Source organism: Arcobacter pernae (assembly GCF_049472135.1).
In the GTDB taxonomy this organism is placed as follows: Bacteria; Campylobacterota; Campylobacteria; order Campylobacterales; family Arcobacteraceae; genus Arcobacter_B.
Map to the genome: position 1 here is coordinate 46,113 of NZ_JBMOVV010000012.1, position 26,235 is coordinate 72,347.

At 29.0% G+C, this 26,235-nt stretch carries 32 protein-coding genes; 25 read left to right on the forward strand and 7 right to left on the reverse strand.

The features are described from left to right. The first annotated feature begins 5 nt into the window (after positions 1–5). Positions 6–875, forward strand: a complete 870-nt coding sequence (locus ACH5BF_RS12255; RefSeq protein ID WP_423274533.1) for a Jag N-terminal domain-containing protein — start codon at positions 6–8, stop codon at positions 873–875. A gap of 1 nt (position 876) precedes the next feature. Next, positions 877–2,220 carry a tRNA uridine-5-carboxymethylaminomethyl(34) synthesis GTPase MnmE gene (mnmE, locus tag ACH5BF_RS12260; protein WP_423274534.1) on the forward strand — a complete coding sequence of 448 codons (1,344 nt, stop codon included), beginning with the start codon at positions 877–879 and terminating at the stop codon, positions 2,218–2,220. Between the two features lie 30 nt (positions 2,221–2,250). On the opposite strand, the gene ACH5BF_RS12265 is transcribed toward mnmE, so the two are convergent. Together ACH5BF_RS12265 and ACH5BF_RS12270 are read right to left on the reverse strand one after the other, a co-directional pair. Beyond that, positions 2,251–2,733, reverse strand: a complete 483-nt coding sequence (locus ACH5BF_RS12265) for a SixA phosphatase family protein (RefSeq protein WP_423274535.1) — start codon at positions 2,731–2,733, stop codon at positions 2,251–2,253. Between the two features lie 108 nt (positions 2,734–2,841). Further along, positions 2,842–3,330: a SixA phosphatase family protein gene (locus tag ACH5BF_RS12270; protein WP_423274536.1), complete on the reverse strand. Its 489-nt coding sequence runs from the start codon at positions 3,328–3,330 to the stop codon at positions 2,842–2,844. Between the two features lie 106 nt (positions 3,331–3,436). On the opposite strand from ACH5BF_RS12270, the gene htpX reads away from it, so the two are divergent. Next, complete coding sequence (gene htpX, locus ACH5BF_RS12275; RefSeq protein WP_423274537.1) at positions 3,437–4,279, forward strand: zinc metalloprotease HtpX; 843 nt, start codon at positions 3,437–3,439, stop codon at positions 4,277–4,279. A 189-nt stretch (positions 4,280–4,468) separates the two neighbouring features. Here htpX and aroC read toward each other — a convergent pair whose 3' ends face one another. Genes aroC through ACH5BF_RS12295 form a run of 4 tightly spaced genes read right to left on the reverse strand, consistent with a single transcriptional unit; the run spans position 4,469 to position 7,699 of the window. After that, positions 4,469–5,542, reverse strand: coding sequence for a chorismate synthase (aroC, locus tag ACH5BF_RS12280; protein ID WP_423274538.1), 1,074 nt, complete (start codon positions 5,540–5,542; stop codon positions 4,469–4,471). Continuing rightward, positions 5,542–6,219 carry a ribonuclease III gene (gene rnc, locus ACH5BF_RS12285; protein WP_423274539.1) on the reverse strand — a complete coding sequence of 226 codons (678 nt, stop codon included), beginning with the start codon at positions 6,217–6,219 and terminating at the stop codon, positions 5,542–5,544. The genes aroC and rnc overlap by 1 nt, the downstream gene beginning before the upstream one ends. 12 nt (positions 6,220–6,231) lie before the next feature. Then, positions 6,232–6,675, reverse strand: coding sequence for a ribonuclease HI (gene rnhA, locus ACH5BF_RS12290; protein ID WP_423274540.1), 444 nt, complete (start codon positions 6,673–6,675; stop codon positions 6,232–6,234). Beyond that, positions 6,650–7,699: a tetratricopeptide repeat protein gene (locus tag ACH5BF_RS12295; protein WP_423274542.1), complete on the reverse strand. Its 1,050-nt coding sequence runs from the start codon at positions 7,697–7,699 to the stop codon at positions 6,650–6,652. The genes rnhA and ACH5BF_RS12295 overlap by 26 nt, the downstream gene beginning before the upstream one ends. Positions 7,700–7,783: 84 nt before the next feature. On the opposite strand from ACH5BF_RS12295, the gene dnaG reads away from it, so the two are divergent. The 7 genes from dnaG (at position 7,784) to fmt (ending at position 13,519) form a co-directional block, all read left to right on the forward strand. Beyond that, positions 7,784–9,418: a DNA primase gene (dnaG, locus tag ACH5BF_RS12300; protein WP_423274543.1), complete on the forward strand. Its 1,635-nt coding sequence runs from the start codon at positions 7,784–7,786 to the stop codon at positions 9,416–9,418. A gap of 78 nt (positions 9,419–9,496) precedes the next feature. Continuing rightward, positions 9,497–9,880 (forward strand): Rid family detoxifying hydrolase, encoded by a 384-nt coding sequence (locus ACH5BF_RS12305; RefSeq protein WP_423274544.1) that lies wholly within the window; start codon positions 9,497–9,499, stop codon positions 9,878–9,880. A 128-nt stretch (positions 9,881–10,008) separates the two neighbouring features. After that, entirely contained in the window at positions 10,009–10,326 is a 318-nt protein-coding gene (gene rplU, locus ACH5BF_RS12310; RefSeq protein ID WP_423274545.1) for a 50S ribosomal protein L21, read from the forward strand. Positions 10,327–10,351: 25 nt separating this feature from the next. Further along, entirely contained in the window at positions 10,352–10,606 is a 255-nt protein-coding gene (gene rpmA, locus ACH5BF_RS12315) for a 50S ribosomal protein L27 (RefSeq protein WP_404305331.1), read from the forward strand. Positions 10,607–10,736: 130 nt separating this feature from the next. After that, positions 10,737–11,828 (forward strand): GTPase ObgE, encoded by a 1,092-nt coding sequence (obgE, locus tag ACH5BF_RS12320; RefSeq protein WP_423274546.1) that lies wholly within the window; start codon positions 10,737–10,739, stop codon positions 11,826–11,828. Next, positions 11,825–12,589, forward strand: coding sequence for a glutamate 5-kinase (proB, locus tag ACH5BF_RS12325; RefSeq protein WP_423274547.1), 765 nt, complete (start codon positions 11,825–11,827; stop codon positions 12,587–12,589). The genes obgE and proB overlap by 4 nt, the downstream gene beginning before the upstream one ends. 9 nt (positions 12,590–12,598) lie before the next feature. Beyond that, positions 12,599–13,519: a methionyl-tRNA formyltransferase gene (gene fmt, locus ACH5BF_RS12330; protein WP_423274549.1), complete on the forward strand. Its 921-nt coding sequence runs from the start codon at positions 12,599–12,601 to the stop codon at positions 13,517–13,519. A 19-nt stretch (positions 13,520–13,538) separates the two neighbouring features. Here fmt and ACH5BF_RS12335 read toward each other — a convergent pair whose 3' ends face one another. After that, on the reverse strand, positions 13,539–14,432 hold the full coding sequence (locus ACH5BF_RS12335) for an AEC family transporter (RefSeq protein WP_423274550.1): 894 nt from the start codon (positions 14,430–14,432) through the stop codon (positions 13,539–13,541). 64 nt (positions 14,433–14,496) lie between these two features. Between ACH5BF_RS12335 and ACH5BF_RS12340 the strand changes: the two genes are divergently transcribed. The 15 genes from ACH5BF_RS12340 (at position 14,497) to ACH5BF_RS12410 (ending at position 26,232) form a co-directional block, all read left to right on the forward strand. After that, positions 14,497–15,132: a biotin--[acetyl-CoA-carboxylase] ligase gene (locus ACH5BF_RS12340; RefSeq protein ID WP_423274551.1), complete on the forward strand. Its 636-nt coding sequence runs from the start codon at positions 14,497–14,499 to the stop codon at positions 15,130–15,132. Next, positions 15,129–15,905, forward strand: coding sequence for a ParA family protein (locus ACH5BF_RS12345; protein WP_423274553.1), 777 nt, complete (start codon positions 15,129–15,131; stop codon positions 15,903–15,905). The genes ACH5BF_RS12340 and ACH5BF_RS12345 overlap by 4 nt, the downstream gene beginning before the upstream one ends. Before the next feature lie 23 nt (positions 15,906–15,928). Next, a complete protein-coding gene (locus ACH5BF_RS12350) occupies positions 15,929–16,786 on the forward strand; it encodes a ParB/RepB/Spo0J family partition protein (protein ID WP_423274554.1) in 858 nt (285 codons plus the stop codon). 116 nt (positions 16,787–16,902) lie between these two features. Further along, positions 16,903–17,325, forward strand: a complete 423-nt coding sequence (locus ACH5BF_RS12355; RefSeq protein WP_423274555.1) for a F0F1 ATP synthase subunit B family protein — start codon at positions 16,903–16,905, stop codon at positions 17,323–17,325. A 15-nt stretch (positions 17,326–17,340) separates the two neighbouring features. Continuing rightward, entirely contained in the window at positions 17,341–17,859 is a 519-nt protein-coding gene (locus tag ACH5BF_RS12360) for a F0F1 ATP synthase subunit B (protein WP_423274557.1), read from the forward strand. Further along, positions 17,860–18,390 (forward strand): F0F1 ATP synthase subunit delta, encoded by a 531-nt coding sequence (locus ACH5BF_RS12365; protein ID WP_423274558.1) that lies wholly within the window; start codon positions 17,860–17,862, stop codon positions 18,388–18,390. A 21-nt stretch (positions 18,391–18,411) separates the two neighbouring features. Then, entirely contained in the window at positions 18,412–19,929 is a 1,518-nt protein-coding gene (atpA, locus tag ACH5BF_RS12370; RefSeq protein ID WP_423274559.1) for a F0F1 ATP synthase subunit alpha, read from the forward strand. Positions 19,930–19,939: 10 nt separating this feature from the next. Then, positions 19,940–20,824: an ATP synthase F1 subunit gamma gene (gene atpG / locus ACH5BF_RS12375; RefSeq protein WP_423274560.1), complete on the forward strand. Its 885-nt coding sequence runs from the start codon at positions 19,940–19,942 to the stop codon at positions 20,822–20,824. Positions 20,825–20,842: 18 nt separating this feature from the next. Beyond that, a complete protein-coding gene (atpD, locus tag ACH5BF_RS12380) occupies positions 20,843–22,237 on the forward strand; it encodes a F0F1 ATP synthase subunit beta (protein WP_404305306.1) in 1,395 nt (464 codons plus the stop codon). An 18-nt stretch (positions 22,238–22,255) separates the two neighbouring features. After that, positions 22,256–22,633: an ATP synthase F1 subunit epsilon gene (atpC, locus tag ACH5BF_RS12385; RefSeq protein WP_423274561.1), complete on the forward strand. Its 378-nt coding sequence runs from the start codon at positions 22,256–22,258 to the stop codon at positions 22,631–22,633. Between the two features lie 6 nt (positions 22,634–22,639). Then, a complete protein-coding gene (locus ACH5BF_RS12390; RefSeq protein WP_423274562.1) occupies positions 22,640–23,200 on the forward strand; it encodes a MotA/TolQ/ExbB proton channel family protein in 561 nt (186 codons plus the stop codon). A gap of 2 nt (positions 23,201–23,202) precedes the next feature. Next, positions 23,203–23,595, forward strand: coding sequence for an ExbD/TolR family protein (locus ACH5BF_RS12395; RefSeq protein WP_423274563.1), 393 nt, complete (start codon positions 23,203–23,205; stop codon positions 23,593–23,595). 3 nt (positions 23,596–23,598) lie between these two features. Beyond that, the gene (locus ACH5BF_RS12400; RefSeq protein WP_423274564.1) at positions 23,599–24,333 is read left to right on the forward strand and encodes a TonB C-terminal domain-containing protein; all 735 of its coding nucleotides are present in this window, start codon (positions 23,599–23,601) and stop codon (positions 24,331–24,333) included. A 3-nt stretch (positions 24,334–24,336) separates the two neighbouring features. Then, positions 24,337–25,608 carry a Tol-Pal system protein TolB gene (gene tolB, locus ACH5BF_RS12405; protein WP_423274565.1) on the forward strand — a complete coding sequence of 424 codons (1,272 nt, stop codon included), beginning with the start codon at positions 24,337–24,339 and terminating at the stop codon, positions 25,606–25,608. A gap of 69 nt (positions 25,609–25,677) precedes the next feature. After that, positions 25,678–26,232 (forward strand): OmpA family protein, encoded by a 555-nt coding sequence (locus ACH5BF_RS12410; protein ID WP_423274566.1) that lies wholly within the window; start codon positions 25,678–25,680, stop codon positions 26,230–26,232. Positions 26,233–26,235 lie beyond the last annotated feature (3 nt).

Sequence of the window (26,235 nt, forward strand, 5' to 3'; positions counted from 1 at the left end):
TTACTATGAAAAAATTTGAAGCTAAGTGTTTAGAAGAAGTTTACGAATTAGCAACTGCTGATTTTAACTGTTCTATTACTGATTTAGAGATTGAGATCATCCAACAGCCAAGTAAAGGTTTCCTTGGCTTTGGTAAAAAGAAAGCTATTATTCAGGTTTGTTATAAACAAAATTGTAAAACTTATGAAAAGAGTACTTCAAATAATTCTTTTGAGAAAAAAGATATAAAAATAGAAGAAGTATCTAAGAAGATTGAAGATTGTAATAAACCCGAAGAAAAAGAAGTTAAAGAGGAAGTTTCACCTTCTAATGTAAGAAAGGTTGAATCAAAAGAGAAAATCTTTGATAATTTTTATAATGAAGATGAATCACAAACTCAAGTTTCAAACATTATAGTAAAAAAAGATAAACAAGAGATATTAGATGAAGTAAGAGCTGGAATCAATACATTATTTGGTGATAGTTGTTATGGAATTGAAAATATTAAAATAGAATTTTATGATGAAGAGACTTTATATATTGAATTTACAGGTGAAGACTCAGCTTTATTAATTGGTAAAGAAGGGTATAGATATAAAGCTTTATCATATATTTTATTTAATTGGATAAATGAAAAATATGGTTTAATGCTAAGACTTGAAGTCGCAGAGTTCTTAAAAAATCAAGAAGCTGCAATTCATGCATATTTAGAACCTGTAATTGAAACAATTAAAGAAAAAGGTATGTTTAAAACAAAACCTTTAGATGGTATTTTAGTACATATTGCTCTTAAAAGATTAAGAGATGAGTTCCCTGATAAATATGTTGCTGTAAAAACAAACGTTAGAGGTGACAAATATGTACTTGTAAATGAGTACAGAAGTAAAGAGCAGTAAATTGTTACTAGATGATAATACAATAGTTGCAATAGCAACGGCCAACGGTGTTGGTTCAATCTCAATAGTTAGAATTTCAGGAGCTAATGCTCTTGAAATTGCTTCAAAAATCACAAAAAAAGATAACTTTAAACCTAGACTTGCAACTTTAAGTAGTGTTTATAATCATAATGATGAATTAATTGATGAGTCATTAGTTCTTTATTTTAAAGCACCTTTCTCTTTCACTGGTGAAGATATTGTAGAGTTTCAGTGTCATGGTGGTGTAGCAATTGCAAATATGATTGTAAATGAAGTTTTACATTATGGTGCAAGAATGGCAAACCCCGGTGAGTTTTCAAAGAGAGCTTTTTTAAATAATAAAATTGATTTATCTAAAGCTGAAGCTATTTCAAAAATGATTGAAGCTAGAAGTGAAGATGCTGTTAAACTTTTAGCTAAGCAGTTAAAAGGTGAATTAAGTGATTTTGTAAATGATATTAGAGAAGATTTACTTTTCATGTTAGCTTATACAGAAGTTTCAATTGATTATGCAGAAGAAGATTTACCAAGTGATATTTATGATCAAATAAAATCTAAAATTGATAAAATTCAAACAAAATTAAATGAAACATTAGATGCAAGTAAAAGAAGAGAAGGGATGATTGAAGGCTTTAAAGTTGCAATCATAGGAAAACCAAATGTTGGTAAATCTTCACTTTTAAATAAGCTTCTAAATTTTGATAGAGCAATTATTTCAGATATTGCAGGGACTACAAGAGATACTATTGAGGAATCTGTTAAGATAGGTACTCATATTATAAAAATAGTAGATACAGCGGGTATTAGAAATGCAAGTGATGTAATTGAGCAAATAGGTATTGAAAAATCAATTGAAGCTATTAGTGAAGCTGATATTGTAATTGCTTTATTTGATAATAGTAAAGTTTGTGACGAAGAAGATGAAAAAATCATATCTCTTTTAGAAGAAAATGCTCATAAGCAAATCATAAAAGTTTTAAATAAAACTGATTTAGATAATGCTTTTGATAAAAATAAGATTGAAAACTTTATTGAACTATCTACTAAAAATAGTATTAAGACTTTAGTTAGTTCTATTGAAGCAATTTTAGATAATAATACACATAGTGATGAAATGACTCTTATTTCAAAAAGACAAGTTCAAGCTGTTGAAGATACTTTAAATCATATAAATACATCATTATTTCCACTAGAAAGTGGTGAGTTTGAATTCTTTGCTCATCATATTAAAGAGGCTTTAGAATCAATATCAAATATTACTAGACCATATGAGAATGACCAAATGTTAGATGTAATGTTTGGTGAGTTTTGTTTAGGAAAATAAAATAAAGAGTATTAACTCTTTATTTATATTTTAATTTTCAGGTTTTGTATAAGAAATTAGTCTAGCATTCTCTTTAGAGATATCTATCCATGAATCACAATCAAATTCAACTTCAACCATAGCTCCCATAGTTATCTCTTCTTTAAATCCTACAAGTGTTAATGCTAAAGCAGTTAAAGATGGATTATGTCCTACTAATATCATACTTTCAACTGTATCAAAAGTATAAGTAAGTGTCTCTTGTAGTTCATTAAGGTAAGCCATATATAAAACTTCATTATACATAATTGTTTTTGTATATCTTAAAGTTTTTGCAAAAATTTCTGATGTTTGTCTTGTTCTTACAGCTGGACTTGATACAATTAAATCAGGTCTATATCCTTTATCAAAAAGTTTGTCAGCCATTTTTTGTGCATCTTCTAAGCCTTTGTTGCTTAAAGGTCTATCATAATCATCTTGTCCTGCTTTTTCTACTTCTTTTTGTGCATGTCTTACTATATATAACTTCTTCATTTCTACTCTTTATATAAATTCTTTAAAATTTTAAGGAATATTTGCTTTTTTTGTTATAAAAAATTTTATTAAATTTAAAATATAAGTTATATTAAGAATAACTGTTTTTTATTTATACATTTTTGGATATATAAATATACCTTTTTTAACTTTTTTTCTGTTTATATCTTCCCAGTTGTCTATATCAAATTCAAATTGAACAACGCCAATTGTTGGAATATTATCTTCAATATTTAAATACTTATATGCAAATTCATTAATACAAGGATTATGTGTAAAACAAAATAGTATATTAATATCATTTGAAATTTGTTTAAGCTCTTTTTCTAATGATAAAATACTTGGATGATATAATTCTTTAATAAAAAGTATTTCTTTTTTATAGTTAATGCCTTTTGCAATTTTATTTGCTGTTTTAACTGTTCTTTTTGAAGAACTTGAGATAATTAATTCAGGTTTAATCTCTAATTCATTTAAAACTTTACCCATTAGTTTTGCATCAAATTTGCCTCTTTTGTTTAATGGTCTATCAAAATCATTTAAATCAATATTTGACCAGTCAGATTTTGCGTGTCTGATTAGATATAGTGTTTTCATTTTAATACCTTATATTTTATTAATTAGTTTATCAAAAAATTTATTTTATGTTAAATATTTATTAAAAAATATCTGATAAAATAGCTTAATATAAAAAGGAGTGAATATGGAACAGCTTAAAACAGTTTTTTTATTAACTTTACTTACGGTTGTTTTTGTTTTTATAGGTTATGCTTTTGCAGGTACTAGCGGAATGCTAATTGCTTTTTTAATTGCAGCAGGAATGAATTTTTATGCTTATTATTATTCAGATAAACATATTTTAAAACAGTTTAATGCTACTTTGATAGAAGATGTTAGGCATCCAGTTTATAGAATAACACAAAGGCTAGTTCATAAAGCTAATATTCCTATGCCAAAAGTTTATTTAATACCAGATCATACACCTAATGCTTTTGCAACAGGAAGAGACTATAATAATGCTGCAGTTGCTGTTACAATGGGTTTATATGAAATGTTAAATGATGAAGAATTAGAAGGTGTTATCGCCCATGAATTATCTCATATAAAACACTATGATATTTTAATTGGAACTATTGCTGCTGTTTTTGCAGGTGCAATTGCAATGATTGCTAATATGATGCAGTTTGGTGCAATGTTTGGGAATAATAGACAAAACTCAAATCCTATTTTAATGATAGTAATGGCTATACTACTTCCAATAGCTGCAACTGTTATTCAAATGAGTGTTAGTCGAAGTAGAGAATACTTAGCTGATGAAGGAGCTGCTAGAATGACTGGTAATGCTTCTGGATTACAAAGTGCCTTAAGTAAGCTTGAAAGATATGCACAAAGAGGACATGTTCATAATGCAACAGAACAAACAGCTCATATGTTTATAATTAATCCTTTCTCAGGACAAAAGTCTTCTTTCTCTGATTTCTTTAGAACACATCCTACTACAGAAGATAGAATTGCTAGATTAGAAGAATTAAAAAGGGAACTTTAATATGCAAAGTAATACTCAAATAGATATAGTCTTATCAATAGTATTTGTAGTTTCAGTACTTATATTTATATTTTTTAAATTTATATTACCTTTTATAAACAATAAATATAAATAAGCATAAAAAAAGCATCCCTTGACCAAAGAGATGCTTAAGATTGAAATTATATATAAAAAAGTTTAAAATAGACTTTAGTTATATACTTTTTTTACATTCTCAATTTTTGACGACATGTTAAGTAAAGCCATATCAGCTAAAACTAATGCCATCATAGATTCAGCAACAACACTACCTCTTACAGCAACACATGGGTCATGTCTACCTTTAAGTTCACAATCAACTTCATTATTATGAATATCAACTGTTTCTTGCTTTATAAAAATTGATGGAGTTGATTTAAAGTAAACTTTTACGTTTATATCATCACCATTTGAAATACCACCTAAAATACCACCAGAATGGTTTGTTTTAAAGCCGTCTTTTCTAATTTGGTCATTATTATCGTAACCTTTAACTCTAGATGCAAGAGTACCATCACCTATTTCTACAGCTTTTACAGCGTTTATACTCATCATAGCATTTGCTATTTGTGAATCAAGTTTAAAGTATAAAGGTTCACCTAATCCAACAGGAGTTCCTTTTACATTTACTAAAGCTACACCACCAACAGAGTTGTGTTTATTTTTAGCTGCTAAGATAGCATCTTTTTGTTCTTGTTCCACATTTTTATCTAATGCAAAAATTTCTGAGTTTGAAACATTTGAAAAATCTAACTCTTCTGCTTTTACTCCATCAATCTCACAAATACCACTTTGTACTTTTATACCTAACTCTTTTAACATTAGTTTTGCAATAGCACCTGCTGCAACTCTTGCTGCAGTTTCTCTAGCACTACTTCTTCCTCCACCTCTATAATCTCTAACACCATATTTATTGAAGTAAGTAAAATCAGCATGTCCTGGTCTAAATAAATCTTTTACATTAGAGTAATCTTTAGATTTTTGATTTTCATTAAAAATAACCATTGAAATAGGAGTTCCTGTAGTTACTCCTTCAAATACACCAGAAAGAATTTCTACTTTATCACCTTCTTTTCTAGCTGTCGCATATTTATTTTGTCCTGGTTTTCTTCTATCCATTTCACTTTGAATAAACTCTTCATCTATTTTAATGCCAGCAGGAACACCATCTACTATACAACCTAATGCTTTACCATGAGATTCTCCAAAAGTTGTGAATTTAAATCTATGTCCAAAGCTATTCATTAATTTTTCCCTTTAAGTTTTTCAATTGCAATTTTAGCAACAGCTTGTTGTGCTAATTTTTTACTTTTCCCTTTTGCTTTTCCATAAGTTTCCCCATCAATCCAAATTGATACTTCAAACTCTTTTTTATGATCTGGCCCATATGAACCTTCAATTTTATATTCTGGAATAGAACCAAATTGTGCTTGAGTTATTTCTTGTAAAGCTGTTTTATAATCACTAAATAAAACATCTAAGTTAATTTTGTCATAAGACTCTTCTAAAAGTTTTAGAATAATAGGTTTTAATGTTTCTAAACCTGATTCTAAATATACTGCACCCATAATTGCTTCAAATGCATCAGATAAAATAGAAGCTTTGCTTCTTCCTTTATTTCTTTCTTCTGCTGTTGAAATAAAAATGTAGTCACCTAATTTAATCTCATTTGCAAGTTTAGTGAAACCTGTTTCATTTACTAGTGAAGCTCTTATCTTTGATAATTCACCTTCATTAGATTTAGGAAATTTTTTAAATAAATATTCTCCAACTATTAAGTTTAAAACAGCATCACCTAAAAACTCTAATCTTTCATTATTATATGGTTTTTTATAACTTTTGTGAGTAAGTGCTTCGATTATCAGATTTTTATCTTTAAACTGATAACCCAAACACTTCTCTAATTTTGTATAATCACTCATCTTTTTCCTTCCTTATTGATTATCTCTTAAATTTTCTGCAAAGGTCCTTGCAAGTATATCACATCTTTCATTATGTTCATGGCCATCATGGCCTTTTACCCAACTAGCTCTTATTTTGTGTGGTTTTGAAGCTTCTAAATACTCTTGCCAAAGCTCTACATTTTTCACAGGTTTTTTACTAGCATTTTTCCAGTTATTTCTTATCCAACCTACAAGCCATTCATTTATAGCTTTTACTACATAAGTTGAGTCAGAAATAATATGAACTTCACAAGGCTCTTTCAAGGCTTTTAGTCCTTCAATCACACCTTTTAGTTCCATTTGATTATTTGTAGTGTCTAATTGTCCACCACTCAACTCTTTTTCATTTCCTTTGTACTCTAAAATAGTTCCCCAACCACCAGGTCCAGGGTTACCTAAACTAGAACCATCACTGTAAAGATTGATTTGCTTCATCAAATCCCTTAGTTAAATTATGTTTTACATTAAAAGTTAAAATACTATGACAATGTGGACATCTAGTATCATAAACTGGGTGTACATTTTTACAACTTGAACAAATAAACTCAAAATCTAAAGTAGCATTTGTTTTATGTTCGTGTCTATTTAAAGCAATCAAAATATCAAAAACAAAATCATCACTGTGTTCTAAATTATCAAGATATCCTTTTGCATTATAAAGCTCAACTAGAAATTCATTTCTATGAACTTTTTCAAAATCGATATCGTCAAAATTTAAGTACCACATTAAATCCATGAAGTTCTTAACATCAAATTTGTCTACATTTTCCCAAAAAAATGGTTTGTTAAATTGTAGTAAAAACTCTGCAAAAAGTCTTTGAATATTTGGATTTTCTAGAAAAATTTTATAAAGTAATTCACTTCTTTTCTCATATGAGTAAACTGGATCATTTATAATCATCAATGCATCTAGATAAACTCTATCCCTTTGCATATCTTCATTTAGCTCTTCTAAGCAAGTAGTAACTTCTTTTGCTTTTTCAAACTCATTTAGTTTTTCATATATGATAAGTAGTTTTGTTAAAGCATTTTTATTTCTAGGAGAGAATTTTAAGATTCTTAAGAATATATCTTTTGACCTTTGTAAAAAACCACCTTTAAAATATGTTGAACCAAGTAGTTCTAATACTTCTTCTTTTTTTACTCTATCTTTTACATGTTCTAACAATGTAAGATATACATTTATAGCTTTATTATAATTGCCTTTATGTAAAAATGTTGAGGCTAAAAGTAATATTGAATCAAATGGCAAATTATATGTTTTATAAAGATGAACATAATCTTCTTCTTTTAATTTTCCAAGTTCAAATCTACGAGATAATTTTCTATAGTCTTTTCTTGCAATCTTCTCTTTATAAATCCCATAAGAGTATGTAAAAAATGAGATTAAAAAGATTAGAGCAACAAGTATAATCAAACCAAAAAGAGGGTCTCTATACTCTAAAACTATATTGTCCAACGTATGCCTTTTACCAAACTTTTAATATAAGTAGGTATATTATCATAAAAGTTCCTATAAAATAATAAAAGTGTATAATACCTTATGATAAAAAAAGAATCTATTGATAATTTAAAAAATCACCTTGATGTTGTTGATGTTGTATCACAGTTTTTAGAATTAAAAAAATCAGGAGCAAACTTTAAAGCTTGTTGTCCTTTTCATGGTGAAGAAACTCCTTCTTTTGTTGTAAGCCCTGCTAAACAGATATACCACTGTTTCGGATGTGGAGTAGGTGGGGACTCAATAAAATTTGTAATGGAATATGAAAAATTATCATATCCAGAAGCCCTTGAAAAATTAGCTTCAATGTATAATGTTCATTTAGATTATGATAATGTAAAACAAAAAAAACAAGATGTAAAAATACTTGAAGATGTTAATAAATTTTATCAAAAATTATTTGTAAATAATGGAGTTGCTAAAGATTATATAAAAAATAGAGGTATTTCTGAATTTTCTATAGAGAAATTTGAGATAGGTTATTCTCCTAAATCAAACGATACAATAAATTTTTTAAAATCAAATCATTATAATTTAAATGAGGCAATAGATTTAGGTGTAATTGATACTGGAACAAATGGATTATATTCTAGATTTATTGAAAGAATTACTTTCCCTATATATGCTATAAATGGAAAAATTGTAGGTTTTGGTGGAAGAACTATTACTGGACATAATGCAAAATATGTAAATTCTCCTCAAACTAAACTTTTTAATAAATCAAGACTTTTATATGGTTATCACCTTGCAAAAGAAAATATATATAAAAAGAATAGATTAATTGTTTGTGAAGGTTATCTTGATGTAATTATGCTTCATCAAGCAGGTTTTAATACTGCTGTTGCAACATTAGGAACAGCTTTAACAAAAGAGCATTTACCTTTAATTAGAAGAGGTGAACCAAAAGTAATTTTAGCTTATGATGGAGATAAACCTGGACTTGCAGCAGCATTTAAAGCCTCAGTAATGCTATCTCAAAGTGAATTTGAAGGTGGTGTTGTTATTTTTGGTGAAGGTAAAGACCCTGCTGATATGGTAAAAGATGGGAAAATTGAAGAACTAGATAGAATGTTTGCAAATCCTATTGATTTTATTCCTTTTAGTATTGATTATATTATCTCTAAATATGATATTAATATTGCATCACAAAAACAAAAAGCTTTAATTGAAGCTAATGACTATTTAAAATCATTAGGTATCTTATATCAAGATGAATATAAAAGATATATTGCTCAAAAGTTAAATGTAAGAGAGAATTTAATTAAGGTTTCAACTGATAATGCAAGACCAATGCAAGTTGATTTATCGAAGGTAAATATTCAAGAACTTTGTATAATAAAAGCAATTTTAGAAAATCCAAATAGATTAGACTCTGTTTTAAACTTAGTTGATTCTTCAATGTTTGAAGTACACAAAAATGAGTTTGACCTTGTATTAAATGATATAAATAATATATCTTTAAATGCTATTACCTTAAATGAAAAACTTGAAAACTATGATGATGAGAGGCTTGAAAAAGAGCTATTAATTTTGCTTTATAAATTTTATTCAAAAAAATTAAATGAATTAAAATACGATACAACTCTATCTTTAAAAGAAAAAGGTTCACTTCTTAGAAAAACTCAAGATGCAATTAGACAATTAAAACAAGGTAAGTTAGTTACTTATGATTTATAATTAGTTTTTCTTTTTATTTTTTTACTAGTATAGTTTTTGTAGAATTTCGTATATTGAATAAGAAAAGAGGAAAGAAAAATGAAATTTATAGAAAGTGATAACCTACCTGCAGCGATTGGACCATATTCTCCTGCGATTAAAGTTAATGGAATGATTTATACTTCAGCACAGGTTCCAGTAACTTTAGATGGAACATTAGTTGAAAGAGATATAAAAGTTCAAACAAGACAGGTTTTATCAAATTTAAGAACTTTATTAGAAGATGCTGAAAGTGGTATGAACAATGTTGTTAAAGTATCTATTTATTTAGAAAACATCGAAGACTTTGGTGTTGTTAATGTACTATTTGCAGAGGCATTTGGTGAGCATAAACCTGCAAGAAGTACTATTTCTGCAAAAGGTTTACCAATGAATTCATTAATTATGGTAGATGCAGTTGCAACAGCAAGTGACTATCATTAATTAAAAATAGATGTGACTTAAACAAAGTTTAAAGTAATTTAAGGTAGTATTCCGGTTCGAAAAATAAAGTTAGCATGAATTGTCAACTAGAAGTTAGCACATAGAACTGAATATTATGAGGAAGAAAAATGTACGCAATTATTAAGTGTGGTGGAAAACAGTATAAAGTTTCTGAGGGAGATATCCTAAACATTGATTATACTGGTAAAGCTGCAAAAGAAACTTTAGAAATCACTGACGTTTTAGCTTTAAACGATGGTGAATTAAAAACTGGTGAAGCAGTAGCAAACGTAAAAGTTGAAGCTGAAGTAGTTTTAGATGGTACAGGTGTAAATAGAGATAAAAAAGTTATCATTTACAAAAAAAGAAGAAGAAAAGATTCTAAGTTAAAAAGAGGTTTCAGAAAAAGCTTCACAAAAATTAGAATTACTAAAATTGCTGCTTAAGCAATAATTTCAAGGAGATAATAGTATGGCTCACAAGAAAGGTCAAGGATCTACACAAAATAATAGAGATTCAGCTGGAAAAAGACTTGGTGTTAAGAAATATGGTGGAGAAACAGTAAGAGCTGGTAACATCATTTTAAGACAAAGAGGAACTAAAGTACACGTTGGTGCAAACGTTGGTATTGGAAAAGATCATACAATTTATTCTTTAATTGATGGTGTAGTAAAATTTGAAACTAAAGATAAAAAAAGAAAAAAAGTTTCAGTTTACGCTTCATAATTTCTAAAGAGAAAAATGTTTTAAAGGGTGTATGGCTTCTTTGCCTGCACCCTTTTTTTATTTAAAGTGTGAAATAAAAAGTTAATACAATAGTTAGTTTTTTATTTTGCATATACCGTGGAGGTTTATAATGTTTATAGATAGTGCCAAATTTTCAGTTTCATCGGGTAAAGGTGGACAAGGTTGTACTTCTTTTAGAAGAGAAAAATTTGTTGTTAAAGGTGGTCCTGACGGAGGAGATGGAGGAAAAGGTGGAGATGTTTACTTCTTAGTAGACAACAATACTGATACTTTATCTACTTATAAAGGAAGAAAAGTTTTTAGAGCTGATAATGGAAAACAAGGGATGGGATCAAGAATGACTGGAAAGTCTGCTGATCCATTAGTATTAGTAGTACCTCCTGGAACACAAGTTATTGATGAAGATACTGGTGAGCTTTTATTAGACTTAGTTAATGAAGGTGAAAAGGTTAAGCTTCTTGAAGGTGGAAAAGGTGGATTAGGAAATGTTCACTTTAAAAACTCTAGAAATCAAAGACCTACTTATTCTCAACCAGGATTACCAGGACAAACAAAAAATATTAGATTAGAGTTAAAACTTATTGCAGATGTTGGATTAGTTGGATATCCAAATGTTGGTAAATCAACACTTATTTCAACTACATCAAATGCAAGTCCAGAAGTTGCGAACTATGAGTTTACAACTCTTACACCAAAATTAGGTGTTGTTGAAGTAGGTGAGTACAACTCTTTTGTAATGGCAGATATTCCAGGAATTATCGATGGAGCTGCTGATGGTAGAGGTTTAGGATTAGAGTTCTTAAAACATATTGAAAGAACTAAAACTCTATTATTTTTAATTGATGTTGCAAATTATAGAACAATGATTGATCAATATAATGTATTGAAAGAAGAAGTTGCAAAATTCTCATCTGAATTATCTACAAGAAACTTTGCTATTGCTTTAAGTAAAACTGATGGATATTATGGTGAAGATTTAGTTGGTGATATTAAAAAATTTATTGCTGATATAGGTTTAGAAGAATCAGAATCTAATGACTTTGGATTTGATAAAGAATTACCTTATTATGTTCAGGATTTAACTTATAATAGATTTGATAATAGTAAACCTTTCTTTGTATTACCAATTTCTTCAATTACAAGAAAAAATATTGAAGCAATTAAATTCTCATTATATAAACTATTGGATCAGGGGAAATGAAAAGATTAGTTATAAAAGTAGGAACAGCTGTATTAACAGAAAATGGACAGCTTGCAATTGAAAGATTATCTGCTTTAGTTGATTTAATCGCAAAACTAAAAAATGAAAAAAACTATGAAGTGATTCTTGTATCATCTGGTGCAGTTGGTGCAGGATTTACTTCATTAAAACTTGATAAGAAACTAGTATCAAATAGACAGGCATTAGCTGCTATTGGTCAACCATTATTATTAAAGAATTATAAAAAAAGATTTAAAGAACATGGTATTATTTGTGCACAAATGTTGTTTATAGCAGATGACTTTGATTCTAGAAAAAGAACTAAAAATGCACAAAATGTAATGGAAATTTTATTAGAGAATAAAATACTTCCTATTATAAATGAAAATGATGTTATTGCAAATGATGAACTGTTATTTGGAGATAATGATCAACTTGCTGCACATGTTGCTTACCATTTTAATGCTGATATGTTAGCTATATTAAGTGATATTGATGGATATTATAATAAAAATCCAAGAGAATATAGTGATGCAGTTATGTTAAAAATGGTTTCTTCAATTAATGAAGAAGAGTTAGAAATGAAGCATACTGCAAACTCTGAATTTGCAACAGGTGGAATTGTAACAAAATTAAAAGCAGCAGATTTTTTAATGAAAAAAGGTATACCAATGTATCTTTCTTCAGGGTTTGATTTAACAAATGCATATGATTTTCTAGTTGATGAAAATCATAAAAGTGGAACAATATTTAAAAAGTAAAGGTTGGATATGTCAAAAAAAGTTTTATTTATGGGAACGCCTGATTATGCTACAAAGATTTTTGAAGCATTATTAAACAGCTCATATGAGTTAGTAGCACTGTTTACTCAACCTGATAAAAAAGTTGGAAGAAAACAAGTGTTAACTCCTCCTCATATAAAACAATATTGTCTTGACAAAAATTTAGATATACCTATTTATCAACCTGAAAAGCTTAGAAATAATGAAGAAGTTACAAAGCTTATTGAGGACTTTAAACCAGATTATATTGTAGTAGCTGCTTATGGTCAAATATTACCAAAAGAAATACTTGATATTGCTCCCTGTATAAATCTACATGCTTCTTTACTTCCTAAATATAGAGGTGCTTCTCCTATTCAAGAATCATTACTTAATGATGATGAATATACGGGTGTTACATCTATGTTAATGGAAGAAGGACTTGATAGTGGAGATATTTTAGGTTTACAATATTTAAAAATAACTCCTACTATGGAGGTTGAAGAAGCTTTTAATAAACTATCGATAATTGCAGCTTCATTAACTCTTACTACATTGGATAATTTTGAGAATATCAAACCTAAAAAACAAAATGATGCTGAAGTTAGTTTTTGTGGGAAGATTAAAAAAGATGATGGGCTAGTAACTTTTGAAAATGCAAAAAAACTTTATCTGAAATATAAAGCATATAGTTTTTGGCCAGGAGTATTTTTAGAATCAAAACTAAAAATAAAAGATTTAGAATTAATTGAAACTACTTCATCAAATGTTGAAGGAAAAATCTTAGAAATAAACAGTGATGATATTGTTGTAGGATGTAAAAATGGCTCTTTAAAAATAAAGACTATTCAAGCACCATCTAAAAAAGCTGTTTCTTCTGTTGATTATATAAGAGGTCAAAGATTGAATATTGGAGATATTTTATCTTAAGATTTTAACATACTAGGCTTTATGCCAAGTATGTTGTATATGCTGTGATTGTAAATAAACTTAATAAAACACCTAATACAAGTGAATTAATCGCAATTTTTTCATCTAATCCACCTTTTATTGCTAATACTGTTGCCATTGTCATTGGTGGCATTGCTACTTCAATAATTGTAACTTTTACCCAAGTATCTTCAATACCATAAAAAATTTGGAAACCAAGCAAAACTATAATTGGTACTATTAACATTTTTAGTATCATTGCCATTGAAACAACATGAAATTTATTGAATATGTGTTTTAACTCTAATTTCATACCAATTGCAATCATTGCAATAGGAACTAAAGTTGCACCTAAAGTTTCTGTAGTTAATAAAACAAAATTTGGTACTTCAAAGTTTTTTGCAAGTACTGTAATTGCAAACATAATTGATGGTGGAAAAAGTAATACACTTTTAAATATAGATTTCACATCATTTTTTCTTCCACTTCCCCATGTAATGATAAACATACCAACTGAAACTAAAAGCAAAAATGAACCAAATAAATCATAAATTAAACCATAAACAATATAATCTTGCCCATAAAATGCATCAATATAAGAAAAACCAATAAATGATGTATTTCCAAAAGTTGCCATAATCATAAATGTGGCAAGAGTTAATCTATCAAGTTTCATTAGCCTACCTATAAAGTATGCTAAAGTTAAATTAAATAGAATAAATCCTATAAACATTAAAATTAAACTTAATATCTTTCCATCCAGAGTTAGAGGATAGATTTTTGAGAAAACAATAGCTGGAAGTGAGAAGTAGATAATGAACTCTATAAGTTGTTTAGAATTGTCATGAAAAACTACTTTAAATAAATATCCAAGTAAAAGATACAATGCTATGGGTAAAACAGGATCTAACATAATAACCTTTTTTAAGTGATTATATTTAATACAATCTTGTAAAGCAATAATGTATAATAAGCAAATGAAAATAATAAGATTAAATAAAGTAGATTCTACACATACTTACCTAAGGGAGTATGTAAATAATAACGAGATTAATGAAATAACTTGTATAGTAGCAGATATTCAAACAAATGGTATAGGAAGCAGAGGTAATACTTGGCAGGGTAAAAGTGGGAATTTGTTCTTTTCATTTGTTATGAAAAAGGATACTCTTCCAAATGACTTACCACTTCAAACAACTTCAATATATTTCTCTTTTTTACTTAAAAAAGTATTAGAAAAGTTTGACTCTAAAGTGTGGTTGAAATGGCCAAATGATTTTTATATTGATGACAAAAAAATTGGTGGGACAATTACAAATCTTAGTAAAGATTTAATCTTTTGTGGCATTGGCTTAAACTTATTTGAAGTAACTGATGAGTTTGGAAAATTAGATATTTCTATAGACAAAGAGACTATATTAGAAAACTATTTTTTAGAACTTGAAAAACAAATTTCATGGAAGCAAATTTTTAGTGATTTTAAGATAGAATTCGATAAGAGTAGAAAGTTCCAAGCAACCATTGATAATAAAAAAATTCCATTAAAAAATGCGATACTTAATAGTGATGGTTCAATTAACTTAAATAATAAAAAGGTATTTAGTTTAAGATGACAGAAATTATTTCAATAGCTAACCAAAAAGGTGGGGTTGGTAAAACTACAACAGCTGTAAATTTAAGTGCTGCACTTGCTTTAGAAGGTAAGAGAGTACTATTAATTGATGCAGACCCACAAGCTAATGCAACTACATCATTAGGTTTTCAAAGAGATACTTATGAGTATAATATTTACCATGTAATGTTAGGTACAAAAGAGTTACCTGAAATTATGTTAGATTCAGAAATTGAAAACTTAAAAGTTGCTCCATCAAACATAGGTTTAGTTGGTATAGAAAAAGAGTTCTATAAAAACATGAAAGATAGAGAATTAGTATTAAAAAGAAAGATAGATCCAATTAAAAAAGATTTTGACTACATTATTATTGATTCGCCACCTGCATTAGGTCCTATTACAATTAATACATTAAGTGCATCAACTTCAGTACTTATTCCAATTCAATGTGAGTTCTTTGCATTAGAAGGTTTAGCTCAGTTATTAAATACAATAAAACTTGTTAAACAAACAATTAATAAATCTCTACAAATCAGAGGTTTTTTACCAACAATGTATAGTTCACAAAATAACTTATCAAAGCAAGTATTTGCAGATTTAGCTCAACACTTTGAAAGTAAATTATTCAAAATTGATGAGAGTTCTTATGTTGTTATACCAAGAAATATTAAACTAGCAGAGAGTCCTAGTTTTGGTAAACCAATTATGTTATATGATGCAAGTGCCACTGGTACAAAAGCTTACACAAATCTTGCAAAAGCAATTGCAGGTTAAAAATATAATTAGGAAGAGAAAATATGGCATTAGGTAGAGGATTAGGGGAATTATTAGGTGAAGTAGAATCAGCTTATGAAAGTTCAAATTCATATGGTGATAATAAAAACTCTATGGAGTTAGAAATATCAAAAATTAGTGCAAATCCAAATCAACCTAGAAAAATATTTGATGAAGATAAATTAAAAGAATTAAGTGATTCAATTGTTGAACATGGCTTATTACAACCAGTTACTGTTATTGAAAAATCTGAAGATGAATATATATTAGTAGCAGGTGAGAGAAGATTAAGAGCACATAAATTAGCTAATTTAGAAAAGATAAAAGCTTATATAATTGATGCTGATGAATTAAAATTAAGAGAACTTGCATTAATTGAAAATATACAAAGAGATGACTTAAATATTGTAGAATTAGCATATTCATATGCACAATTAATAAATGAACATGATTTAACTCATGAAGAGTTGTCAAAGAAAGTTTTTAAGTCTAGAACATCAATTACTAACACTTTAAGATTGTTACAATTATCCTCATATGTACAACAATTGTTAGCAAATAACAAGATTAGTGCAGGTCATGCAAAAGTTATGCTAGGACTTAGTGAGGATGAGCAAAAGATGGTAGCTGACTCTATCATTGGTCAGAAGTTATCTGTTAGAGAAGCAGAAAAATTAATTAAAGATTTAAAGTCAAAAAATTTGCCAAAAGATAAAAAGAGTAAAAAAGTAACATCGTATGACTTTAACCCATTAAATGAAGTAGTTAAAACCTTAAAGAATAGCGATTTAAAGGTGAAAGCTGAGAAAAACTACTTTAAAATCGAAATCAATTCTCAAGAAGATATTGAGAAGATTTCCTCTTACTTTAAGTTACAATAGTAACAAAAAACAGAAATTTAAAACGTAATTTATTCCTTTAATATTATTTTATATTTAACTTTGCTAAAATATACGAGTTTTAGTTAAACTAAACTGTAAAAAATATGGAGGAATGAATGTTAGACATAAGTCCTGTATTATTGCTTAGCTCTGGTATCATCTTTCTTTTAGTTGTTGCTAGGCTAAACAGCTGTCTGTTCAAGCCTTTACTAAAGCATATGGATGATAGAGCAGAATCTATTAAAAAAGATTTAGAAGATGCGAAATCAAACGGTGCCGATGTTGAAGGTATGATTGCTGAAGCAAATAAAGTAATTGCAGATGCAAAAAAAGAAGCAGCTGCTATTAGAGAACAAGCTTATAAGGAAGCAAAAGAGAGTGCTGATGCAAAACTTGCTAGCGCTAAGTCTAATTTGGAAGCAAAATCTGCAGAATTTGCTAAGAATTTGGAAGAGGAAACTAAAGCATTAAAAGATTCTTTAGTATCGTCAATGCCTCAATTTAATGAGAGCTTAAAAGCTAAGCTTAGCTCAATTTAGTTAGGAAAAAATGATATGAAGAAACTTTTAGTACTTGGTGTAGCTGCTTTAGCTCCACTTTCATTATTTGCTGCTGCTGGTGCGGAGACTGACTACGATATCGTACAGAGAACCGTTAACTTTATAATTTTTGCTGGAATTTTATGGTATTTACTTGCTGATAAGATTAAAGCATTTTTAGCTGATAGAACTCTATCTATTCAAGCAGAACTTGACAAAGTACAAGATACTTTAAAAGCATCTGAAGATAAAGTAAATGAAGCTCAAAAACAACTTGATGATGCAAAAAAACTTGCAGCTGACATTGTTGAAAACGCAAAAGCTGATATTGATTCAGTTAAAGAAAAAGTTGCTGTTGCAGTTGATTCTGATATCGCTAATTTAGAAAAAAATCTAGAAGAGATGATTAAAGTTGAAACATCAAAAGCAAAAAGAGAAGTTGTTGCAGAAGTTCTTAATGAGCTATTAAAATCAGATAATATTAAACTATCTCAAGACGAGTTAGCTAATATTGTTCTAAAAAAGGTAGCGTAAATGAATGATTTAATAGCAAAAAGATATGTAAAAGCGTTAGTTGATGGTAGAGATAGCAAAGCTATCCAATCATTAAGTGCTAACTTAAATACTATTTCTACAGCTTATGCTGATGAAAAGTTCAATTCTATTGTTTCTTCTCCTGAAGTAAGTGATAGTAAAAAAGTAGAGTTAGTATTATCATTAGTTAAAAAAGCTGATGACACTTTAACTAACTTCGTGAAATTACTTGGTGAAAAAAGAAGACTTACTATATTACCTGATATTGCGTCTGAACTTAATGTTCAAATTGCAAAATTAAATAATGAGTATGTTGGTGTTGTTTACACAAACCAAGAACTTTCAAAAGATTATGTTTCTTCAATTGAGAAACAATTTAGTAAAAAATTTGATGTTAACTTATCATTATCTCAAAATGTTTGTGATTATGATGGTATTAAAGTAGATATTGATGGACTTGGGGTTGAAATCTCTTTCTCTAAAGAGAGATTAAAGTCTCAAATGATTGATCATATTTTAAAAGCAGTTTAGAACTTATAAAGGAGAAATTGAATGGGTGCAAAAATTCAAGCTGATGAAATCAGTTCTATAATTAAAGAGAGAATTGATAACTTTGAATTAAATGTAGATGTAAATGAAACTGGTAAAATCATCTCTTTAGCAGATGGTGTTGCTCAAGTTTACGGTCTAAAAAATGTTATGGCTGGAGAGCTTGTTGAGTTTGAAAATGGTGAGAAAGGTCTTGCATTAAACTTAGAAGAGTCTTCTGTAGGTGTTGTTGTACTTGGTAAAGGTGAAGGATTAAGAGAAGGAACTTCTTGTAAGAGACTTGGTCAATTATTAGAAACTCCAGTTGGTCCTAACATGATTGGTAGAGTTGTTAACGCACTTGGTGAGCCAATTGATGGTAAAGGTGCAATTGAAGCTGCTGAAACAAGATTCGTTGAAGAAAAAGCTCCAGGAATCATGGCTAGAAAATCTGTACATGAGCCATTACAAACTGGTATTAAAGCTATTGATGCATTAGTTCCAATCGGAAGAGGGCAAAGAGAGCTTATTATTGGTGATAGACAAACTGGTAAAACAACTGTTGCTATTGATACAATTCTTAACCAAAAAGGTGAAGATGTAAAATGTATCTATGTTGCAATCGGTCAAAAAGCATCTACAATTGCTTCTATTGTTAGAACATTAGAAGAAGCTGGAGCAATGGAATATACTACTATTATCAACGCTGGTGCAGCTGATTCTTCAGCATTACAATTCTTAGCTCCTTATACAGGTGTTACAATTGGTGAGTACTTCAGAGATAATGGTCAACACGCATTAATCGTATATGATGATTTAACTAAGCACGCAGTTGCATATAGAGAAATGTCATTGTTATTAAGAAGACCTCCAGGTAGAGAGGCGTTCCCAGGGGATGTATTCTATCTACACTCAAGATTATTAGAAAGAGCTGCTAAAATGTCAGATGAGAAGGGTGCTGGTTCTATGACTGCATTACCAATCATTGAGACTCAAGCTGGTGACGTTGCTGCATATATTCCAACAAACGTTATTTCTATTACAGATGGTCAAATCTTCTTAGAAACTAACTTATTTAACTCTGGTATTAGACCTGCGATTAACGTTGGTTTATCTGTATCAAGAGTTGGTGGTGCTGCGCAAATTAAAGCTACTAAGCAAGTTGCAGGTACATTAAAATTATCATTAGCACAATTTAGAGAGTTAGAAGCATTCGCACAATTTGCATCTGACTTAGATGAGTCTACTAGAAGAGAACTTGAATTAGGTCAAAGAATGGTAGAAGTATTAAAACAAGGTGTTAATGCTCCATTAGTTATTGAGAAACAAATTGTTATCATCTATGCAGGTACAAAAGGTTACTTAAATGATGTTGCTGTTGGTGACGTTGTTAAGTTTGAAGCTGAATTACATGCATTCTTTGAACAAAAATACTCAAATATCTTAGACGCAATCAAATCTAAGAAAAAAATTGATGATGAAACTGAAGCTGAATTAAAAGCTGCTTTAGAAGAGTTTAAAACAGTATTTAGTGCAAACTAAGGATTAGTTAATGGCTAACTTAAAAGAAATTAAATTACAAATTGGTAGTGTAAAAAATACTCAGAAAACAACAAAAGCTATGAAGCTTGTATCTTCTGCAAAACTTACTAGAACTAGACAACTGTCTGAGCAAGCTAAGAGTTATGCAAATAAGATTAATGATGTACTTTCTGATATTGCTGCTAGAGTTAGCAAAGTTCAAGAAGAAGGAAATATCGGTAGAGCATTTGTTCAAAATGACAACCCAAAAACAGTAGATATTGTTTTTGTTACTGCTGACAAAGGACTTTGTGGTGGTTTTAATATGGCAACAATTAAAACTGTTAGTAAAATCAAAGCTGAACAAGAAGCAAAAGGTGCTACAGTAAGATTAAGAGCTGTTGGAAGAAAAGGGATTGACTTCTTTAACTTCCAAGGTGTTGAATTAGACCAAACAGTTAATGATCTTTCTTCTGCTCCTGATTATGACAGAGCTGCAGATTTTATTAAAGATGTAGTAGAAGACTTTAGAAATGAGAAAACTGATAAAGTTATTGTTGTTTATAATGGATTCTTAAACATGCTTACTCAAGAAATTAGAGTAAGAGAATTGTTACCAATTAGCTTAGATAACGTTGAATCAAAAGAGACTGAGTCTATGTTAGATATTGAGCCAGATGATGATGAAGAAGTGTTAAATGAATTAACAGGTAAATACATTGATTTCAATATGTATTACGGTTTAATTGATTCTTTAGCTGCAGAACACTCTGCAAGAATGCAAGCTATGGAAGCTGCTACTAAAAATGCTAAAGAAAAAGTTGATTCTTTAACAGTTGAATATAATAAAGCTAGACAAGCTGCAATTACAACAGAGCTGATTGAAATTATCTCTGGTGTTGAAGCATTAAAATAATTTAAAGGAGCTACCCGTATGAAAGGTAAAATTATTCAGGTAATGGGTCCTGTTGTTGATGTAGAATTCGACGGATACTTACCAGAAATTAATGAAGCTATTGAAGTTACATTAGCAGATGCTAATGCTGATAGATTAGTATTAGAAGTTGCTGCGCACATTGGTGATAGTAGAGTTAGAACTATTGCTATGGATATGACTGAAGGTTTAACTAGAGGTCAAGAGTGTACTGCTACAGGAGGACCAATTAAGGTTCCTGTTGGTGAAGATGTTTTAGGAAGAATCTTTAACGTTATTGGTGATCCTGTTGATGAAGGTGAAGCAATTTCTGAAGACGCTCCAAGATGGTCTATTCATAGATCAGCTCCTTCTTTTGAAGAGCAATCAACTAAAACAGAAATGTTTGAAACTGGTATCAAAGTAGTTGACTTATTAGCACCATACTCTAAGGGTGGTAAAGTTGGACTATTCGGTGGTGCTGGTGTTGGTAAAACAGTTATTATCATGGAGCTTATCCATAACGTTGCGTTCAAACACTCAGGTTACTCAGTATTTGCTGGTGTTGGTGAGAGAACAAGAGAAGGTAATGACCTTTACTACGAAATGAAAGACTCTAACGTACTTGACAAAGTTGCATTATGTTACGGTCAAATGAGTGAGCCTCCAGGTGCAAGAAATAGAATTGCATTAACTGGTCTTACTATGGCTGAGTACTTCAGAGATGAAAAAGGTCTTGATGTATTAATGTTCGTTGATAACATCTTTAGATTTGCACAATCTGGTTCTGAAATGTCAGCTTTATTAGGAAGAATTCCTTCAGCGGTTGGATACCAACCAACACTTGCTTCAGAAATGGGTAAATTACAAGAAAGAATTACTTCAACTAATAAAGGTTCGATTACTTCTGTTCAAGCTGTTTATGTACCTGCGGATGACTTAACTGACCCAGCTCCTGCGTCAGTATTTGCTCACTTAGATGCAACTACAGTACTTAACAGAAAAATTGCAGAGAAAGGTATCTACCCAGCGGTTGATCCATTAGATTCTACATCAAGAATTTTATCTGCAGACGTTATTGGTCAAGAGCACTACGATGTAGCAAGAGGTGTTCAATCAGTTCTTCAAAAATACAAAGATTTACAAGATATTATTGCAATTCTTGGTATGGATGAGTTATCTGAAGAAGATAAACTTGTTGTTGCAAGAGCAAGAAAAATTGAGAGATTCTTATCTCAACCATTCTTCGTAGCAGAGGTATTTACAGGTTCTCCTGGTAAATATGTTGAATTAAAAGATACTATTGCTGGATTCAAAGGGATTTTAGAAGGTAAATACGATGATATCCCTGAGATGGCGTTCTATATGGTTGGTGGAATGGATGAGGCTTTAGCTAAAGCTGAAAATATGAAATAATAACCATTAAGGTATAACATGGATACAATTAAACTATCAATCGTTAGTCCTAACGGTGAGATATTTAATGATGATGTTAAAACTGTGACTCTTCCTGGAAAAGAGGGAGAGTTCGGTGTTTTAGCAGGTCACGCATCATTAGTTTCATCTTTAACTGTTGGAGTAATCGTAATTGAAAAAAACGACTCTACTGAAGCTGTTGCTATTAACTGGGGACATGTTAAAGTGGACGAAAAATCTGTAGATGTTTTAGTAGATGGAGCAATCGCATTAACTCAAGGTGCTGATTCTGAAATCGCTAAAAATATTGAGGCTGCAAAAGAATTAGTTAATTCTGTTAAAGATTCTAACGTTTCTGTTGCTGCTGTTGAAGCAAAAATTAACTCATTCGCATAATAGCTTATGACAAACACAATACTAAATTATTTGGCAAATAGTAGTGCTATAACTTATATAGTTTTAGCACTGCTGTCAATATACTTAATCATTACTTTTTGGATTTTTATTTATAGATATATTTCTTTAAAAGGTCTTATTTTAAATGAAAGAAAATCATTAGACTCACTTACATCAAGAGATGCTGCATTTTCACCTTTTTCGTCTTTAAATAAATGTTCAAATAATAGTTCTTCTAGAGAAATCCTACATGCTTGTGAAATTAATATTATAAAAGATGCAAGTGTTGGTATATCATGGTTAGCAATTATTTCTTCTACTTCTCCATTTATTGGTTTATTTGGAACTGTAGTTGGGATTCTTGAGTCTTTTGCTAAATTCTCTGGACATTCAAAAGTTGGTTTTTCATTAATTGCACCTGCAATTTCTGAAGCACTTGTTGCTACTGCTGCTGGTATTTTTGTAGCTATATTTGCATATACATTTCATCAAATATTAACGAGAAAAGTATATGAGTTAAATACTTATATTAAGGCGCAAGCAGAAATATTAATTGCAAAAGGTTAATATTGTACGATTTTAACCAAAAACCTGATTTAAACATTACTCCTTTAGTAGATATTATGCTTGTGTTATTAGCTATTTTAATGGTTACTGCACCTGTGATAGAGTTTGAAGAACCTATTAATTTACCTAAAGGTAGTAAATCTAAACAAGTACAAGACTTCAAAAAAATAAATATCATTATTACAAAAGATAGAGTTGTGAAAATAAATAAAGGGAATAAAGTTAGTATTAAAGAATTCCCAGATAGTTTTGTACTTTTTTCTAATGGAAAAGATCAACAAACACCAGTACATATAAGAGCTGATAAAGATTTAGTTTATAATGATGTTATTTTTATTCTAAAATCTGTTAAAGAAGCTGGTTTTTATAAAGTCTCTTTAGTAACTGATGGATAGTTTATGCAAAAAAACTCTTTTTTATATATATCTGGGTTAATTTCTTTATTTTTATATTTTCTTATTGCATTTATTTTTATTTATTATGTAATTGGTTCAAAACCAAAAATATTTGATATCAAAAGTAAAGAAACTGTAATTCAACTTGATATGATTATTGAAAAAAGTGATAAAAAAAGAGTAGCAAAAAAAGAAAAGGTTAAAACAAAAGAACCTAAAAAAGTTGTAGAAAAAGCAGCTTCTGCTTCAAATAAAAAAAGACCTGATTTAAAATCTTTATTTGGTAATGTAAAGACTAAAGATGTTGCTGTTAAAAAAGAAGAAGTAAATAATGTTAAAGAATCTATTGATCCTAAGAGATTCAAAGCAAAATTTGAAAGAGAAAAAAAATCTTCAAATGTTCAAGTGGATAAACTATTAAATGATAAAATCACTACTACAAATATTACATCAAAGAATTTAAGTAAAAATGATGAAAGTGATGAGTATTTTTCTAAAATTAATGAGATGTTATCTGCCTGGTCTCCAACTACTAGAGAAAAAAATCTTTTAGCTACGATTATTGTTACAATTACTCCTAGTGGTAGCTTTGATTATAGATTTACAAAATTTTCTCAAAATATTAATTTTGATGAATCTCTAAAAGCTTTTTTAGAAGAACAAAAAAGTATAATATACCCTAAACCTAAAAAAGGTAAAACTGTAAGAATAAGTGTAAACTTTAGATCTGAAGGATAATTAATGAAAAGAATTTTTATATATTTATTAGTATTTAGTAGTTTTTTATTTGCTCAAGTTGATGCAAATTTAGAAATCGTAAAAAAAGCAAAAACTTTACCAAAGATTGCTGTTAATATTGCAAATGATTCATCTGAAATTGCTACATTAAGTAAAATCAAGGAAATTTTAGTAAAAGACCTAATAATTAGTGGTCATTTTGATGTCGCAATTAATAATCAAGAATTAAAATTTGAAGATGAACCTGATGTAATTAGACTTTCTAATGAAGGATTAGATTTATATCTTTTAATTAGTGCTAAAAGAAGTTTAGATGGTTCATATACTTTATATACAAAACTTTTTGATATCAATGCAAAAAGTTTAACTTTACAAAAGAGTTATACTACATTAAAAGAAGAGAGATTTCCTTTTTTAGCTCATAGAACAGCTATTAGTATTAATGATCATTTTAAAGCTCCAAGTATTGATTGGATGGATAAGTTTGTAGTTTTTTCAACTTATACAGATAGTAAAAAAGCAAATATTATGATTGGTGATTATACATTAAATTATAAGAAAACTATAATTAGAGGTGGACTTAATATTTTCCCTAAATGGGCTGATAATGAACAAAAATCAATTTATTATACATCATACAATTATGCAAAACCAACATTAGTTAAACTAAACATCTATACTCAAGAAAGAAGTATTATTATGCAATCTGATGGAATGATTGTTGCATCAGATGTTAATAGCGATGGATCAAAGGTTTTAATTACTGCTTCTCCTAATAATCAACCTGATGTTTATTTATATGATGTTAGGAGTAAAACTGCTAAACAAGTTACAAATTATAGTGGGATTGATGTAAGCGCTCAATTTATTGATGATGAATCAAGAATGGTTTTTGTATCTGATAGATTAGGATATCCAAATATTTTCGCTAAATCATTTAACTCTCGAGGTGTAGAAAGATTGGTATACCATAGCAGAAACAATTCTTCTGCTACATCTTTTAAAGATAATATTGTTTACGTAAGTAGAGAAAATGAGAATGAATTAAGTAATAGAACTTTTAATCTATATTTAATGTCAACTAAAACTGATGATTTAAAAAGATTAACTTCAAATGGTGTAAACCAATTTCCTAAATTCTCTAAAGATGGTGAATCTTTATTATTTATAAAAACATATAATTCTCAAAGTTCAGTTGGAATAATAAGACTTAATTTTAATAAATCTTATTTATTTGAATTGCAAGGTAGTAGAATCCAATCTATTGATTGGTAACCAAATAATGATTAATTAAGTTTTGATTTTGTAAAATCAAAGTAAATTTTTAATTCTAAGGACAAATTTATGAAAAAAATTAGCATTTACTCTTTCTTAATAGCATCTGTTTTATTTACAGGTTGTAGTGAAAAAAACGTTGATATGAATGTAAATAATGCACCTGAGCAAAACTCTGAAACTGCATTAAATACTATTCCTGATACAAATGTTGAGCAAATTATGGATGGAAGCTTTTCAATGGTTGAAAAAGCAGACAATGGTGCTTACTATATGATTAATGGTAAAAAAGTATTAATCGAAAATATTTATTTTGGATTTGATAAATATAATTTAACTGATGATATGAAAGAAAAAGCAATGTCTAATGCTTCTAAATTATCTGCATTAAATACATCTACTACTGTAAAAGTATCTGGTAACACAGATGAGTGGGGAACAGATGAATATAACTATGCTTTAGGTTTAAAAAGAGCAAAAGCTGTTAAGAATGTATTAGAGAACAATGGAGTTCAAGCTAATATTTCATTAGTTTCATTAGGTGAAAGTAACCCAGTTTGTACTGAGAAAAATAAAAACTGTTGGTCAAAAAACAGAAGAGTTGAACACACTTTAGTTAAATAAGTT